The sequence below is a fragment of the Bradyrhizobium sp. ORS 375 genome (assembly GCF_000239775.1).
Classification (GTDB): Bacteria; Pseudomonadota; Alphaproteobacteria; order Rhizobiales; family Xanthobacteraceae; genus Bradyrhizobium.
Map to the genome: position 1 here is coordinate 1 of NZ_CAFI01000474.1, position 16199 is coordinate 16199.

The window sequence follows — 16199 nt, forward strand, 5'->3', positions numbered from 1 at the left end:
GAGAGGCGAAGACCGAGCCAGCGGCGAACGGGTCGCGTACGAATAGGAGCGGATCGCGTGCAGCGTCCGCTGAACCAGAGGATCTAATGTACTCGCCCCAGATCGTCGTGGAGGCGCTGTTGAACGGACTGATGCTGGGTGCGATCTATGCCTTGATCGCGCTTGGACTCACGCTGATCTACGGCGTGCTGCACATCGTGAATTTCGCCCACGGCGCGCTGCTGACGGTGGCGATGTTCATGGTGTGGCTCGCCTGCGCCCGCTACGGGATGGACCCGTATCTCGCGATCCTGTTCGTCGCGCCCGTCATGTTCGCGCTCGGCTACGCCCTGCAGCGCTTCATCATCGGCCCGGCGAGCCACGGCAAGGACAACGGCATCCTGCTGGTCACCCTGGGCCTGTCGATCATCATCGAAAACGCGCTGCTGGCGGCCTTCCAGTCCGACACCCGCACCATCACCACCGACTACTCGTTCCGCGTCGTCGAGCTCGGCCCGCTGCTGCTGTCATTCCCGCGCGTCGTCGGCTTCGGCGTGACGATCGCAACGACGTTGCTGCTATGGCTGGTGCTGCATCAGACGGATATCGGCAAGGCGATCCGCGCGGTCGCCAAGGAGAAGCTCGGTGCCGCTCTCGTCGGCATCAGCGTGCCGCATGTCTACGCCATGACCTTTGCGATCGGCTGCGCCTGTCTCGCCGTCGCCGCGGGCCTGCTGATGCCGTCCTTCTACGTCAGCCCGAAGACCGGCGCGGCGTTCGTGCTGGTCGCCTTCACCATCGTGGTGCTCGGCGGCATGGGCTCGATCCCCGGCGCGCTGATCGGCGGTCTCCTGATCGGCGTTGTCGAAGCCGCGTCCAGCCTGTTCCTCGGTGACAGCCTCGGTCAGATCGGCATCTTCCTGATCTTCATCGTCACTCTGCTGGTGCGCCCGACCGGCCTGTTCGGAGCGCGCGCATGACCAGGCCGCGTCTCACCACTCTCGCCGTCATCGTCGTGGCGCTCGCCGTGGTCCCGTTCCTCGGCCTGTCCGGCGCGCTACTGAATCTGATGATCTTCATGATGATTATCGCGCTCGCGGCGCAGGGCTGGAACATTCTGGGCGGCTATGCCGGCCTGTCCTCGTTCGGTCACGCCGCGTTCTTCGGCGCGGGCGCCTACGCGATGGCCGTGCTGCAGACCCGCTTCGGCGTCAACGCCTGGATCGCGCTCGTGATCGGCATCGCGTTGGGCGCGCTGGTCGGCGCCGCCATCGGCTTCCTCAGCTTCCGCTCCGGCCTGAAAGGCTCGTATTTCGCGCTGATCACCTTGGCCTTCGCCGAGGTCGCCCGCATCCTCGCCAACAGCACCAATTTCACCGGCGCCGCCGCCGGCATCCTGCTGAAGCTGCAGACCGGCTTGCCATATCTGCAATTCGCCGATCGCCGCTATTTCCTGCTGATCGCGCTCGGCTTCGTTGCGATCGGCCTGCTGGTCAGCTGGTGGCTGGAGCATTCGCGCTTCGGCGCCTATCTCGTCGCGCTGCGCGAGAACGAGCAGGCGGCGCAGGCGCTCGGCGTCGACGTGTTCGCGGTGAAGATGAAAGCGATCGCGATCTCCGGCGCGCTGACGGCCGCTGCTGGCTGCCTCTACGCGCAGAACTATCTGTTCATCGACGCCAATGTCGCGTTCGGCTCCTGGATCTCGATTGAGGCCCTGTTTGCGGCCATCGTCGGCGGCTCCGGCACCGTGCTCGGGCCGCTGGTCGGCGCGATCGTGCTCCTCGGACTCGGCGAACTCACCAAGAGCGTGTCCGGCGGCATTCCCGGCATGGACCTGCTGGTGTTCGGCGTCATTCTCGTGCTGTCGGTGGCGTTCTCGCCGAACGGCCTGGTCATGCTGATGAAGAGCCTCGGCCTGCGCGCGCCGAAGGCGAAGGAGGCGTGATGCTCGAGGTCAAGTCCCTCACCAAGCGCTTCTCCGGCCTCGTCGCGGTCGACCAGGCCTCGCTGTCGGTCGCCAAGGGGTCGATCACCGGCCTGATCGGGCCGAACGGCGCCGGCAAGACCACGCTGTTCGCGATGGTCGCGGGCTTCCTGCAGCCGGATGGCGGCAGCGTCAGCTATGACGGCCGCGACATCACGGCGTTGGCGCCGCATGTTCGCGCGCGCCAGGGCATCGCGCGGACCTTCCAGATCGTGCAGCCGTTCGAAGGCCTGAACGTGCAGGAGAACATCGCGGTCGGCGCCTATCTGCATACGCCGGATGCCAAGGAGGCGATGGCGCAGGCGGCTGACATCGCCAAGCGTGTTGGCCTTGGCGCCGATCTCGTCAAGGCGTCCTCCGATCTCACCGTCGCCGGCCGCAAGCGTCTCGAAGTGGCGCGTGCGCTCGCGACCAGGCCGAAGCTGCTGCTGCTCGACGAGGTGCTCGCCGGTCTCAACCCCTCGGAGATCCGCGACGTGCTGCCGCTGGTGCGCGACATCCGTGACCAGGGCGTCACCATCCTGATGATCGAGCACATCATGCAGGCCGTGATGAATCTCTGCGACAAGGTCTATGTGCTGTCGCAGGGTCGCATGATCGCCGAGGGCGAGCCGAGGGCCGTGTGTGAGGACCCGCAGGTGATCGAAGCCTATCTCGGCCATGGCGCGGCCGAACGGCTGCGTGCGGAGCAGGCCCATGCTTGAGGTCCGCGATCTCCGCGCCGGCTACGGCGGAACCGAAGTGCTGCGCGGTGTCAGCTTCGATGTCAACGCCGGCGAAGTCGTGGCCGTGCTCGGCTCCAACGGCGTCGGCAAGACGACCTTGAACAAGGTGCTCTCGGGCGTCGTGCCGGCAACCGCCGGCACGATCCGCTTCAATGGTGCGGCGCTGGAGCATGCGGCTGCGCCCGATATCGTCACCGCGGGCCTGATCCATGTGCCCGAGGGCCGCAAGATCTTCCCCAATCTGTCGGTGCGCGAGAACCTCGAGCTCGGCGCCTATTGCCGGCCGCGACGTGGGCGTGCTGAGCGCATCGAGGAGATCTACACGACGTTCCCGAAGCTGAAGCAGCGCGCGCGGCAATATGCCGGCACGCTGTCTGGCGGCGAGCAGCAGATGCTGGCGATCGGCCGCGGCCTGATGGGGGAGCCGAAGCTGCTCATCCTCGACGAGCCGTCGCTCGGCCTGTCGCCGCTGATGGTGGAAGAAATGTTCGCGCTGATCGCGCGGCTCGCAGCGTCAGGGCTTGCCATCATGCTGGTCGAGCAGAACGTCGTGCAGTCGCTGGAGCTCGCCGGCCGCGCCTACATCATGGAGAACGGCATCATCACGCTCTCCGGCCAGGCCTCCGAGCTGAAATCCAATGCCGAGCTGAAGCGGGCCTATCTCGGTCTGTGACGTCAGCTTCAGCAATTAGTTGAGACAAACAAGGAAACGACAATGAGCCTGAGATCCACTCTGGCATCAGCCGAGCCGACGATCGCGCCCGGCGTGTATGACGCGCTGACCGCGAGCATCGCTGCAGAGGCCGGCTTCAAGGCGCTGTATCTGACCGGCGCCGGCATCGCCTATACCAAGCTCGGCCGTCCCGACATCGGGCTGGTGTCGATGATGGAGGTCGCCGACACTATCGCCATGATCCGCGACCGCGTCGACACCCCGCTGGTGGTCGACGGCGACACCGGCTTCGGCAATGCGCTCAACGTGCAGCGGACGATCCGGCTGTTCGAGCGCATGGGCGCCTCCGCGATCCAGCTCGAAGACCAGACCACGCCGAAGCGCTGCGGCCATCTGACCGACAAGACCGTGATCAGCGCGAGTGAAATGGTCGGCAAGATCAAGGCCGCGCTCGATGCGCGCCAGTCGGCCGAGACCTTGATCGTCGCGCGCACCGATGCGCTGGCGATCGAGGGCATGGAGGCCGCGATCGAACGCGCCGAGCGTTACGCCGAGGCCGGCGCCGACGTGCTGTTCGTCGAGGCGCCGAAGAGCAATGAGCAACTCTCGGCGATCGCGGGCCGGCTGGCGTCGAAGCGGCCGCTGCTCGCCAACATGGTCGAGGGCGGCTCGACGCCGATCCATGCGGCCTCGGAGCTCGGCGCGCTCGGCTTCAAGCTCGTGATCTTCCCCGGCGGCATCGTGCGCGCGCTCGCCTTCTCGGCGCGCGCCTACTATCAGTCGCTGGCGCAGGCCGGCTCGACCAAGCCCTTCGCCGACCGCATGCTCGACTTCGCCGGCCTCAACGCGATGCTCGGCACGGCTGATATCCTGGCCAATGGCGCCCGTTACGCGGCTGACGACGAGGGGACGCGGGCATGACCACCTTGGATCCGATCACGCTTGCGGTGCTGAAGGGGCGGCTGGAGCAGATCGCTGACGAGATGGACGCGACGCTCTATCGCTCCGCGTTCAATCCGACCATCGCCGAGGCGCGCGACGCCTGCCACGGCATCTATCACGCGACCACCGGCGACACGCTGGTGCAGGGGCAGGGCGGCCTGCCGATCTTCGTCGGCGCGATGGCCTTCGCCGTGCGCGCCGTCATCGCCAAGGTCGAGAAGGAGGGCGGCCTCGAGGAGGGCGACACCTTCATCTTCAACGATCCCTATGACGGCGGCACCCATCTCAACGACTTCCGCCTCGTGCGTCCGGTGTTCCGCGACAACAGGGTGTTCTGCTGGATCGCCTCGGTCGGCCACTGGCTCGACATCGGCGGCAATGTCGCTGGCGGCTACAATCCGAAAGCGGTCGAGAGCTTCCAGGAAGGGATGCGCATTCCCCCTGTGAAGCTGATCGCGGCGGGGCGCATGAATCACGATATCCTCGGCATCATCGAGGCCAATTCGCGCGTGCCGATGTCGAACTGGGGCGACCTCAACGGCCAGCTCAACGCGCTCGATCTCGGCGAGCGCCGTCTGCGCGCGCTGCTCGACGATTACGGCGACAAGACCGTGTCCGATGCGTTCGAGGCGTTCTCCGACCGCGCCGAGACCCTGATGCGCGCCGCGATCGCCTCGCTGCCCGACGGCACCTATTCGTTCGAGGACGTGCTCGACAATGACGGCATCGTCGATGTGCCGCTGACCGTCGCGCTCGATGTCACCATTGCCGGCGACACGCTGACGCTCGATTTCACCCGTTCGTCGGCGGCCTGCAAGGGGCCGATCAACATCTCGCGCTCGACCACGATCGCGGCCTGCTACGTCGCGCTGAAGCATGTGTTCACCGAGGTGCCGGCCAATGCCGGCTGCCTGCGGCCGATCTCCTTCGCGATCACCGACGGCTCGCTGCTCGCGGCCGGTCCGCCGAAGCCGGTCGCGGGCTATACCGAGACCATCCTGCGCCTGATCGGCGTCGTGCTCGGCGCGCTCGCCAAGGCCGATCCGTCGCGCGCGACTGCGGCGCCGTTCGGCACCATCAACGCGCTGTCGATCGCCGGCCATCGCAAGGACAACAGCCGTTTCGTGATGTTCTCGTTCTTCGGCGGCGGCCTCGGCGGCAATCCCGCGACCGACGGCCTCAACCACGCCAACAACCCGATCTCGACCGCGACCATTCCGCCCGTGGAAATCTTGGAAGCAGCCTATCCCGTCATGTTCACGCAATGGGCGTTGCGCCCGGATTCCGCCGGTGCCGGCACCCATCGCGGCGGCGTCGGTGCCGTCTACGAAGTCGAGCTCTTGGCTGATGCCGACGTCGCGCTGCTCGGCGAGCGCGGCAAGGCGGCGCCGTTCGGCGTCGCCGGCGGCGGCAGCGCGGCGCTCAATCATTTCGCCTGGCAGACCGAGCAGGGCGAGGCGAGCCCGCCGATGGTGTCCAAGATCACCGATCTGCATCTGAAAGCCGGCAAGCGCGTGCGGCTGGAGACACCCGGCGGCGGCGGCTGGGGTCCGCCGGAGGCGCGGCCTGTCGCTGACGTTGCCCATGACGTCGCGCTCGGCTTCGTCTCGGCGGCGCAGGCGCGTGACGTCTACAAGGTTGCCGTGAAGGCAGACGGCGCGGTCGATGAAGCCGCGACGCGCACGCTCCGCGCCGGAGGTGCCGCATGAGCAAGCTCGGCACCATCGTCGGCGTCGATGTCGGCGGCACCTTCACCGATCTGTTCTACTTCGACGAGGCGAAGCGCAGCTTCCGCACCAACAAGGTGCCGTCGAACCGCGGCGACGAGGCCGTCGGCTTCCTCGAAGGCCTGCAGGGTTTCGGCGCGGTCTCGCATCTCACCTCGATCGTGCACGGCACGACCGTCGGCACCAACGCGCTCTTGGAGCGCAAGGGCGCGCGCATCGGCCTGATCACCACATCAGGCTTCCGCGACGTGCTGGAGATGCGCCGCCGCGACCGCCGCAACACCTGGGGCCTGTGGGGCGACTTCGTGCCCGTCGTCGAGCGCGACATGCGCGCCGAGGTCGACGAGCGCGTGCTGTCGGACGGCACCATCCGCACGGCCGTCGATGTCGCGCAGGTCGAGGCGACCGCGCGCGGGCTCTTGGCCAAGGGCGCGCAGGCGCTGGCGATCGTGTTCGTCAACGCCTTCGCCAACCCCGACAATGAGCGCCGCGCGCTCGAAGCCGTGCAGGCGATCTGGCCGAACGACAATGTCGCGTGCTCCAGCCAGATCCTGCCGGAGATCCGCGAGTTCGAGCGGACCTCGACGACGGCGCTCAACGCCTATCTGCAGCCGGTGGTCGGCTCCTATCTGCAGAAGCTGCAGAACGCGCTCGCCGGCGAGGCGTTCGACGGCCGCTTCCACATCGTGCAGTCCAATGGCGGCGTGATGTCGACCGATGCTGCGCGTCGCTTCCCGATCCGCACCGCGTTGTCCGGTCCTGCGGCCGGCGTGATCGCGGCGGCGGAGATCGCCAAGGCGGCGGGATTCCCCAACGTCATCACCGGCGATCTCGGCGGCACCTCGTTCGACGTGTCGCTGGTGGTCGACGGCGCGACGTCGCTGGCGGCGCAGACCACGATCGATTTCGGCCTCGTCGTGCGCACGCCGATGATCGAGATCACCACGATCGGCGCCGGCGGCGGCTCGATCGCCCATGTCGATGCCGGCGGCCTGCTGCAGGTCGGCCCGGAGAGCGCGGGCTCTCGGCCTGGTCCCGTCTGCTACGGCGGAGGCAACGACCGGCCGACGCTCACCGATGCCAATGTCGTGCTCGGCCGCATCAATGCGGACAGACCGATCGGCGGCAAGCTGAAGGCGCTCGATGTCGAGGCGGCGAAGCGCGCCATCGCCAAACATGTCGGCGAGCCGCTGGGCCTTGGCGTGATGGAGGCTGCGGAAGCGATCGTGCGCATCGCCGACAGCAAGATGGCCGGTGCCATCCGGCTGATGTCGATCGAGCGTGGCCATGATCCGGCGCGCTTCGCGGCGGTGCCGTTCGGCGGCGGCGGCGCGCTGCACGTCTCGGCGCTGATCAAGGATGTCGGGCTCAAGGCGGCGCTGGTGCCGCGCTATCCCGGCGTCACCTCGGCGCTCGGCTGCGTCATCGCCGACATCCGCCACGACCAGGTGCAGACGCTCAACATGTTCGTCGACGGCCTCGACGTCGCGGCGCTGACGCGCTGGATGCTGACCGAAGCCGAGCATGCGCAGGGCGTCGTCAAGGATGCGCGGCTTGCGGTCGAGCGCATCGACACGCTGTTCGAGCTCGACATGCACTATGTCGGCCAGACCCACACCATCCGCGCGACCCTGCCGGCGGAGATGCGCGACGGCGTCATCGCATTGACGGTCGATGACGTGCGCAAGGCGTTCGAGACGGCCTATCAGAAGAGCTTCAGCCGGCTGCTGCCGGGCGTGCCGATCAAGATCGTCAACCTGCGCACGGCGGCGATCGGCGTGCGTCCGCGCTTCGATCTGGCGACGCTTGCGCCTGATCACTGCGCCGATCTCGGCAAGGCGCGGCTCGGTAGCCGCAACGTCTGGTTCGACGGCAAGTGGTGGGACACGGCGATCTACGCCCGGCTCGATCTGCCTGTCGGCACCGAGGTCGCGGGCCCCGCGATCCTGGAGCAGCCGGACGCGACGACGGTGATCGCGCCCGGCTTCAAGGCGCGGGTGGACCAGTTCGGCAACGTCATCGTGGAGCGGACATGAGCGATCACACCATTCCCGCCGCGCAGAGCGCGTTGCTGATCGTCGATCTGCAGAACGACTTCCTCGATCCCAAGGGCGCCTATGGCCGGGCCGGCCAGACGGCGGCGGACATCGCGGCACTGCCGCCGCGGCTGAAGCCCTTTGCGGACCTGATGCGCTCCAAGGGCGGCTTCGTGATCTCGACGCAGTTCACGCTGGTGCCCGGCAAGGGCGGCGAGCCGATGATCTCGCCGCATCTGAAGCAGCTGCGGCCGTTCCTCGCCAAGGGCGATTTCCTGCCCGGCGCCTGGGGCCATCAGCTCGTTGACATGCTTCAACCCGCCGACGTCACGATCGAGAAGATCGCGTACTCCGCATTCTACATGACCCGGCTCGAATGGGTGCTGCGGAAATGCGGCATCGAAAAACTCTATGTCGCCGGCATTGTCACCAATGGCGGCGTGGCATCGACGGTGCGTGACGCGCATATCCGCGACTTCGAGACGGTCGTGCTCGAAGACGGCTGCGCGGCATTTACCGCGGAGACGCATGCCACCGCGATCGCGGCGCTGAAGCCGGTGTGCCGTGTGGCGTCGATCGCCGACGCGATGACGGAGCTGGCGGCGGCATGAGCTCGGTCGAACAGATCGATCGCGCACCCGAGGTCGTCGTCGACTGCCTGATCATCGGCGCCGGCGCGGCGGGGCTCGTCGCGGCGCTGTCGGCGATCGAGGGCGGCGAGAGTGTATTGGTGCTGGAGCGCGATGGCGTGCCGCAGGGCTCGACGGCGCTGTCGGCCGGGCTGATCCCCGCGGCGGGGACGCGCTGGCAGGCGGCGCTCGGTGTCGAGGATTCGCCAACGCAGTTTGCGATCGACATCATGCGCAAGGCCCATGGCGAGCCCAGCCTCGATCTCATCGTGCTCGTCACGCGCACGATCGGCCCGACGCTCGAATGGCTCGCCGACCGGCATCAGCTGCCGTTCTCGCTGGTCGACAACTTCACCTATCCCGGCCATTCGCGCTATCGCATGCATGGCCTGCCGAGCCGTGCCGGGCGCGAGCTGATCGATCGGCTGCGCGCTGCGGCGGAGACCGCCGGCATCGACATCCTCTGCGAGGCGCATGCCACGACCTTGCTCGTCGATCGCGCGAACCGCATAACCGGCGTGCGCTTCACCCGACCTGACGGCAGCTCTGACGATATCGGGTGCAAGAGGTTGATCCTCGCCTGCAGCGGTTATGGCGGCAATCCGGCGCTGGTCGCCCGGCACATCCCGCAGATGGCGAGCGCCACCTATTTCGGCCACGTCGGCAACCAGGGCGATGCGCTGAATTGGGGCGAGCAGCTCGACGGGGCGACGCGCCATCTCGGCGGCCACCAGGGCCACGGCTCGGTCGCGCATCCCGCCGGGATCCTGATCAGCTGGGCCACCATCACCGAAGGCGGCTTCCAGGTGAATGCCAAGGGCGAGCGCTTCTCCAACGAGGCCTCCGGCTATTCCGAGCAGGCAGCCAACGTGCTGGCACAGCCGGACGGAATCGCCTGGACGATCTTCGATGCGCGCATCGCTGACATCGCCGCGCAGTTCGAAGATTTTCGCAACGCCGTCGCCCATGGCGCTGTGCTCGAAGCTCAGGACATCGCTGGCCTTGCAGCGGGCATGCGCGTGCCGGCCGACGCGCTCATCGCAACCTTTGCGGAGGTCGCGACTGCAAAGTCGGAGAAGCGCACCGATCGATTCGGTCGCAGCTTTGCCGGCGTGCCGCAGCTCGTCACGCCTTATCGCGCGGTGAGGGTGACCGGCGCGCTGTTCCACACGCAAGGCGGCCTCGTCATCGACGACCACGCGCGCGTCATGCGCCGGGACGGCAGCGTCATTGACAATCTGTTCGCGGCCGGCGGTGCCGCCTGCGGCGTTTCCGGCGCCGATGCCTCCGGCTATCTCTCCGGCAACGGCCTGCTCACGGCGGTGGCGCTCGGCCGCGTGGCAGGGCTGGCGAAGTGCTGAGCTATCGCCGCGCGGCCTGCCAGCGCAGCAGCCGGCTCTCGGCGGCGCCCATGGCGAGTGCGGTGACGTAGCCGATCAGGCCGAGCAGCATCACGCCGGCGAACAGGTCGGCCGAGCGGAACGCGCGGGCCGACAGCAGCACCCATTGGCCGAGGCCGTCGAGGCCGGCCAGCATCTCGCAGACAACGGCAAGGATGAGCGCCACCGTGAGGCTGAGCCGCATGCCGGCGAGAATGTCGGGCGCCGCCGACGGCAGCGCGATCTTCAAGATCACGGCGAGCCGCGACATGTGCAGCACCCGCGCGACCTCATAGAGCCGCGGCTCCACCGCGGCAAAGCCATGGATCGTGCCGAGCAGCATCGGCCACACCGAGCCGAACGCGATCACGAACAGCGCCATGCCCTGCGAAAGGCCGAGCGCCGCGATGGCGACCGGAATGATCGCCGACACCGGCAGCGGCCGCAGCAGCTCCAATGTCGGCGCGACGTAGCTGCGCATCGCCTTGGACGAACCGATCATGGCGCCGAGCGCGACGCCGCCGATCGAGGCGAGCAGCCAGCCATAGGCCATGTGCGTGAGCGTGCCCATGAGCTTGGCCAGGAGATCGCCGCTCGTGAAGCCGCGCATCAGCGAGGCCCAGGCGCGATCGGGGCCGGGCAGAAACACGGGCGATACCAGGCGCTGATCGGCCGCGACCTGCCACAGCGCGATGAGGCCGGCGGCGACGACGAAGCTGGCGAGACGCCAGCCGATGACCGACCATCTCATGCGCCGTCTCCGATCACGGCCGCGCGGCCGAACAGCGTTGTCTGCGCGGTCATCAGCGCGGTGTTGAGCATGAAGCCGGTGACGCCGATCCACACCAGATAGGCCAGCATCAGGTCCGGCCGCAGCGCCTGCTGCGCGGTCATGATGCCAGCCCCGAGGCCCAGCGGATTGATTGCGATCTCCACTGTCACGGCGACGATCAGCGCGATGCCCGCGGCGAGCCGGAAGGCCAGGAAGATCCGGGGCAGGGCGGCCGGGATGACGATCTTCCTGACACGGTCGAGCTGCGTCAGCCGCAGCACGCGCGCGACCTCGATCAGGCGCGGCTCGATGCCGCCGACCGCAGCGCGCGTCATGATCAGCACCGGCCAGACGCAGGCGAAGCCGACGATCGCGATCTCCATGCGGTAGCCGAAGCCGAGCGCGATCAGCGCGATCGGCAGCAGCGCGACCGACGGGATCGGCCTGACAGCCTCGATCGTGACCTCCATCAATCGGTTGAAGATCTGGGAGAGGCCGAGCGCGATGCCGAGCACGAGGCCGATGGCGCCGCCAAGCGCGAGGCCGGCGAATGCCGAGGCGAGCGTATCGCGCGTCGCCGTCAGCAGCGACCCGTCGCTCAGCGCGCCCGCAAGTGCGAGCGCGACCGCGCTCGGCGGCGCCAGCGAGTCGCTCTGCACGCCGGCGAGCCGCATCCAGGCCTCGAACGCGAGCAGCGCCGCGAGCGGCAGCAGCACCGGCTTGATGCGCTCCGGCACGCTCATTCGCTGGCCTTGATGAAGTCGAACAGCGCGCGGCGCAGCCGCAGGAATTCCGGATGCTCGCGGGTCGCGAGCTGGTCGCGCGGCCGTGGCAGGTCGACCGTCAGCTCCAGGCCGACGCGGCCGGGATGCGGCAGCAGGCCGACGACGCGGTCGCCGAGATAGATCGCCTCCTCCAGGTCATGCGTGACGAACACGACGGTGGCGCCGGTCGAGGCCACCAGCGCCAGCATCTCGTCCTGCAGCCCCTGCCGCGTCATCGCATCGAGCGCGCCGAACGGCTCGTCCATCAGCAGCACTTTTGGATCCTGCGCCAGACAACGCGCGATCTGCAGCCGCTGCTGCATGCCGCCCGACATCTCCGTCGGATACTTCGCCGCATGTCCGGCGAGCCCGACCTTGGCCAGCAGCTCGGTGATGCGCGCCTCGCGCTGCTGCGCGGGCATGCCGATGGTCTCCAGCGCCAGCGAAATGTTGCCGGCCGCGCTGCGCCACGGCAGCAGCGCCTTGCCATAGTCCTGAAATACGACCGCGATCTCGCGCCGCGGCGCGCGCATCGGCTCGCCCTCGAAACGCACGCTGCCGCCGGTCGGCTCATACAGCCCGGCCGCGAGCCGCAGCGCGGTGGTCTTGCCGCAGCCGGAGGCGCCGACCACGCACAGGATCTCGCCGGGGGCGACCTCCAGGCTGATTGTGTCGATGATCGCCTTGCCGCCAAGCGTCAGCGCGACATTGTCGAACGCGATCTGCGCGCGCGCAGGCGAGGGGGACGATTGCACCAAAGCGAGAGCGGGCTCGGCCATCTCAGGCTCCCTTCGATGGGGGATAGACGATGTTGATCGTCGAGTGCAGATGCGCCTCGAGCCGCGCCTGGGCTGCTTGGGCGTCACGTGCGAGCACGAGGTCGGCGAGCGCCTCGTGCTCCCTGATGAAGCCACGGCCGTCGTCGAAGCTGCGCATCATGACGCGGCGATAGCGATAGGCCTGATCGTAGAGATCGGAATGTGCGGCGAGCAGGCGGCGCGATCCGCAGGCATCGAGCAGCGCGGTGTGAAATGCCTTGTGCAGCCGGTCGAACTCCGGCGCGCCCTCGCGAAACTCGCTTTGCATGCGCTGGATGTAGCGGCGCATCTGATGCAGGGCGGCGATGATGCCCGCCTCCCACGCATCGCCGCCGTTCAGCATCGCCAGCCGCAACGCTTCCTTCTCCACCACGGTGCGCATCCGCGTGATGTCGACGAGGTCGTCGCGGCTGACCTCGGCCACGCGAAAGCCACGCTGCCCGATGCCGACGATCAGTCCTCGCGACACCAGCCGCGACAGCCCCTCGCGCACCGGCGTCGGCCCGATCTCATAGCGTTTGGCGAGCTCGACGATGCCGAGCCGTGAGCCGGGGGCGAGCGTGCCCGCGACGATGTCGCGCTCGATCAGCGCGGCGGCGCGCTCGCTCAGCGTGTCGCCGCTCGCCGGCTCGGTCTGCAGGATCGGTGTCGAGGCCGTCATCAGTTCAGGATCAGCGTCTTGAGGTCGAGCTTGCTCTGCAGCATCTTCTGCGCCGACATCACGTCGATCCACCAGGCGAGCTGCTCGGGCTTCAGCACCGGCTCGGAATAGTTCGGCGTGGTCAGCTTGACCAGATCGAGCGGCTGCTTGGTGAACTTGGCGATCGCCGCGGAGGCCTTCTCGCGATCATTGTTGACGATCGCCGCCGCCTCGGCGATGGCCGCGCGGAATTTTTTCACCGTCTCCGGATTTTTCGCCGCCCATTCGCGCGACGCCGCGTAGAAGATGATCGGCTCGCTGCGGGCGAGCTCGGCGGCGTAGCGCGCGCCGACGGTGCCGAGGTTGGCATCGGTCATGCGCATCACGAACGGCTCGGCGGTCAGCACCGCATCGACGCCGCCGGACTTGATGGTGTCAGCCATGGTCGGGAACGTCACCTCGACGAAGTTCACGCTCTTCGGGTCGACGCCTTTCTCGACCAGCCATTTCACGAACAGCACCTGCAGGAAGGCGCCGATGCCGGGCGCGCCGACCTTCTTGCCCTTGAAGTCCTGCGGACTGGCTATGGTGACGCCGTTGCGCACGAAGGCGGCGATGGCGTCGTTCGATGTCTTGTTCATGATCGAGGCGCCGGAGACCGCGACCAGGTCGAGCCCGCCATCGGCCGCCTGCAGGAACACGGTCGAGGTCGGCCCGCCGATCTGGATCGAGTTGGAGAGAATGGCGGCGGGGATGTTCGAGTTGATTCCGATCAGCACCATCTCGGCGTCGAGGCCGTGCTTCTTGAAGAGGCCCTCGTCGACCGCCACCATCGCCGAGGCGCAGTCGGAGGTCGCCGTGCAGCCGATCTGGATTTTCTCGGCCTGAGCCGCGGTGGATGTCAGCGCAAATGTCAGCATCGCGCCGACGGCAGCACCCATGAGCAGATGACGCATCGTTGACCCCTCCCTGGGCGCCCCGCCTTGGACGCCTCTTGTTTATCGATATTTTATATGTTTGTATATTTTCAGAAAGAACACAAGGGGAGGCCGGCGTGAAACTTGCGACATTTCGAACCGAGGGAGGGGACCGGATCGGCGTGGTCCATGCTGGCGATGGCAGGATTTTCGATCTCGCTGCAGCTGCCGGTCGTGCCGGAAAGCCCGAGCCCGCCTTCGCCTCGATGCTGTCGCTGATTGATGCCGGCGACGCCGCGCTCGATGCCGCGCGTGCGCTGGTCGAGCGCTACGGCAGCGATGCGGACCTCTCGCGTGACGTCGCGTCGAGCGAGCTGCTGGCGCCGGTGCCGGAGCCGCGGCAGATGCGCGACGGCATGTCGTTCCCGCTGCACATCCTGCAGGCGCCGCGCGGTCAGCGGAAGCTCGCGGCGCGCCAGCGCGGCGATGCGGAGGAGCTCGCGCGCATCGACGCCGAGCCGCTCGGCGAACTGCCGGAGGTCTATCGCAAGGTCCCGATCTTCTACATCACCAACCGCTTCAGCGTGCGTGGCCCGAACACGACCGTGACATGGCCGCGCTACAGCAAGGTGATGGACTACGAGCTGGAGTTCGGCATCATCACCAAGGGCCGCGGCAAGGACATTCCCGCCGCGACCGCGCGGGACCACATCTTCGGCTTCACCATCTTCAACGACTTCTCCGCGCGCGACACCCAGCGTGTCGAGATGGAGGGGCGGCTCGGCCCGTCGAAGGGCAAGAGTTTCGATGGCGGCAACGTCATGGGGCCGTGGATCGTGACGCCCGACGAGATCGGCGATCCCTATCGCCTGAAGATGGAGGCGCGCGTCAATGGCGAGGTGCGCTCGCGCGGCGTCAGCGAGGGCATGCTGTTCTCGTTCGAGGAGCTGATCGCCTATATCAGCAAGGACGAGACGTTGATGCCCGGCGAGTTCATCGGCTCGGGCACGGTCGGCAATGGCTGCGGCCTCGAGCTCGGCTGGTATCTCGAGCACGGTGACGTCGTTGAGCTCGAGGTCGAGAAGATCGGCATTCTGAAGAACAAGGTCGAACGGCAGGACGCGTGATCCTGCCGTCGACAGCTACAACCGCGGTCACGACGCCCGTCATTCCGGGGCAAGGCCGCAGGCCTTGAACCCGGAATCCCGAGATTGTGTTGCGCCCGATGCTACTAAGCTCGGGATTCCGGGTTCGATCGCCAAGGCCAAGCCTTGGCGATTGCCCCGGAATGACAGTAGCGCACACGGCTTCAGGTTAGTTTGAAACCAATAAACGTAGAGAGGACCCGCCCATGGCTCGTAACATGGCCCGCAAGCTGATCGACATTTCCGTGCCGCTGCAGAACGACGTCCCGGCCGATCCGCCCGGCAACCATCCGACCATCACCTATATCGATCACCAGCAGGGGCTGCCGCGCATGCTGCAGTTCTTCGACGGACTGAAGGCCGAGGATCTGCCGGACGGGCAGGGCTGGGCGGTCGAGCAGGTCAATCTGTCGACGCATAACGGCACGCATCTCGACGCGCCCTGGCACTTCCATCCGACGATGAACCGCGGCGAGCGCGCCTGGACCATCGACGAGGTGCCGCTGGAATGGTGTCTGCAGCCGGGGGTGAAGCTCGACTTCCGGCATTTCCCCGACGGCTACGTGGTGACGGCGAAGGACGTCGAGGCGGAGCTGAAGCGCATCGGCCATACGCTGTCGCCGCTGGAGATCGTCGTGGTCAATACGTCGGCGGGCGCGCGCTTCGGTCAGGCGAACTACGTCAATTCGGGCTGCGGCATGGGCTATGAGGCGACGATGTATCTCCTGGAGCGCGGCGTGCGCCTGACTGGCACCGACGGCTGGAGCTGGGACGCGCCGTTCGTGTTCACCGCGCAGAAATACGCCGAGACCCATGATGCCGCGCTGATCTGGGAGGGCCACAAGGCAGGCCGCCACATCGGCTATTGCCACCTCGAGAAGCTGCACAATCTGGAGCAGCTGCCGTCCACGGGCTTCACCGTGTCGTGCTTCCCGGTGAAGATCGAGCGCGCCTCGGCGGGTTGGACGCGCGCGGTGGCGATCGTGGAGGGGTAAGTTGCACCAATCACAGGGGTGAGTGTCACTCAGGCTACCCGTGCTTTAACAGCTCGCGCGGCGTGCTCGGTGCG

The 16199-nt window shown here is 67.4% G+C and carries 16 protein-coding genes; 11 read left to right on the forward strand and 5 right to left on the reverse strand.

Annotated features, from left to right (window positions below):
- Positions 1 to 86 precede the first annotated feature (86 nt).
- The 9 genes from BRAO375_RS32435 to BRAO375_RS32475 are packed head-to-tail and all read left to right on the forward strand — an operon-like array spanning position 87 to position 10056.
- Complete coding sequence (locus BRAO375_RS32435) at positions 87 to 959, forward strand: branched-chain amino acid ABC transporter permease (RefSeq protein ID WP_009031668.1); 873 nt, start codon at positions 87 to 89, stop codon at positions 957 to 959.
- On the forward strand, positions 956 to 1924 hold the full coding sequence (locus BRAO375_RS32440) for a branched-chain amino acid ABC transporter permease (protein WP_009031669.1): 969 nt from the start codon (positions 956 to 958) through the stop codon (positions 1922 to 1924). The genes BRAO375_RS32435 and BRAO375_RS32440 overlap by 4 nt, the downstream gene beginning before the upstream one ends.
- Positions 1924 to 2667, forward strand: a complete 744-nt coding sequence (locus BRAO375_RS32445) for an ABC transporter ATP-binding protein (protein WP_009031670.1) — start codon at positions 1924 to 1926, stop codon at positions 2665 to 2667. Before BRAO375_RS32440 ends, BRAO375_RS32445 begins: the two co-directional genes overlap by 1 nt.
- Complete coding sequence (locus tag BRAO375_RS32450) at positions 2660 to 3361, forward strand: ABC transporter ATP-binding protein (protein WP_009031671.1); 702 nt, start codon at positions 2660 to 2662, stop codon at positions 3359 to 3361. Before BRAO375_RS32445 ends, BRAO375_RS32450 begins: the two co-directional genes overlap by 8 nt.
- Before the next feature lie 42 nt (positions 3362 to 3403).
- Positions 3404 to 4282 (forward strand): isocitrate lyase/PEP mutase family protein, encoded by an 879-nt coding sequence (locus BRAO375_RS32455; RefSeq protein ID WP_009031672.1) that lies wholly within the window; start codon positions 3404 to 3406, stop codon positions 4280 to 4282.
- A complete protein-coding gene (locus BRAO375_RS32460) occupies positions 4279 to 6012 on the forward strand; it encodes a hydantoinase B/oxoprolinase family protein (RefSeq protein WP_009031673.1) in 1734 nt (577 codons plus the stop codon). Before BRAO375_RS32455 ends, BRAO375_RS32460 begins: the two co-directional genes overlap by 4 nt.
- Positions 6009 to 8066 carry a hydantoinase/oxoprolinase family protein gene (locus BRAO375_RS32465; protein WP_009031674.1) on the forward strand — a complete coding sequence of 686 codons (2058 nt, stop codon included), beginning with the start codon at positions 6009 to 6011 and terminating at the stop codon, positions 8064 to 8066. Before BRAO375_RS32460 ends, BRAO375_RS32465 begins: the two co-directional genes overlap by 4 nt.
- On the forward strand, positions 8063 to 8677 hold the full coding sequence (locus BRAO375_RS32470; protein ID WP_009031675.1) for a cysteine hydrolase family protein: 615 nt from the start codon (positions 8063 to 8065) through the stop codon (positions 8675 to 8677). The genes BRAO375_RS32465 and BRAO375_RS32470 overlap by 4 nt, the downstream gene beginning before the upstream one ends.
- Complete coding sequence (locus BRAO375_RS32475; RefSeq protein WP_009031676.1) at positions 8674 to 10056, forward strand: FAD-dependent oxidoreductase; 1383 nt, start codon at positions 8674 to 8676, stop codon at positions 10054 to 10056. The genes BRAO375_RS32470 and BRAO375_RS32475 overlap by 4 nt, the downstream gene beginning before the upstream one ends.
- A gap of 1 nt (position 10057) precedes the next feature.
- On the opposite strand, the gene BRAO375_RS32480 is transcribed toward BRAO375_RS32475, so the two are convergent.
- Genes BRAO375_RS32480 through BRAO375_RS32500 form a run of 5 tightly spaced genes read right to left on the reverse strand, consistent with a single transcriptional unit; the run spans position 10058 to position 14024 of the window.
- Entirely contained in the window at positions 10058 to 10825 is a 768-nt protein-coding gene (locus BRAO375_RS32480; protein WP_009031677.1) for an ABC transporter permease, read from the reverse strand.
- Positions 10822 to 11589 carry an ABC transporter permease gene (locus BRAO375_RS32485; RefSeq protein WP_009031678.1) on the reverse strand — a complete coding sequence of 256 codons (768 nt, stop codon included), beginning with the start codon at positions 11587 to 11589 and terminating at the stop codon, positions 10822 to 10824. Before BRAO375_RS32485 ends, BRAO375_RS32480 begins: the two co-directional genes overlap by 4 nt.
- Positions 11586 to 12389, reverse strand: a complete 804-nt coding sequence (locus BRAO375_RS32490) for an ABC transporter ATP-binding protein (protein WP_009031679.1) — start codon at positions 12387 to 12389, stop codon at positions 11586 to 11588. Before BRAO375_RS32490 ends, BRAO375_RS32485 begins: the two co-directional genes overlap by 4 nt.
- Position 12390: 1 nt before the next feature.
- Entirely contained in the window at positions 12391 to 13089 is a 699-nt protein-coding gene (locus BRAO375_RS32495; protein ID WP_009031680.1) for a GntR family transcriptional regulator, read from the reverse strand.
- Positions 13089 to 14024 (reverse strand): ABC transporter substrate-binding protein, encoded by a 936-nt coding sequence (locus BRAO375_RS32500; protein ID WP_009031681.1) that lies wholly within the window; start codon positions 14022 to 14024, stop codon positions 13089 to 13091. Before BRAO375_RS32500 ends, BRAO375_RS32495 begins: the two co-directional genes overlap by 1 nt.
- A 98-nt stretch (positions 14025 to 14122) precedes the next feature.
- On the opposite strand from BRAO375_RS32500, the gene BRAO375_RS32505 reads away from it, so the two are divergent.
- Both BRAO375_RS32505 and BRAO375_RS32510 read left to right on the forward strand, forming a co-directional pair.
- Entirely contained in the window at positions 14123 to 15112 is a 990-nt protein-coding gene (locus tag BRAO375_RS32505) for a fumarylacetoacetate hydrolase family protein (protein WP_009031682.1), read from the forward strand.
- Positions 15113 to 15348: 236 nt separating this feature from the next.
- Positions 15349 to 16125: a cyclase family protein gene (locus tag BRAO375_RS32510; protein ID WP_009031683.1), complete on the forward strand. Its 777-nt coding sequence runs from the start codon at positions 15349 to 15351 to the stop codon at positions 16123 to 16125.
- The last annotated feature ends 74 nt before the right edge of the window (positions 16126 to 16199 follow it).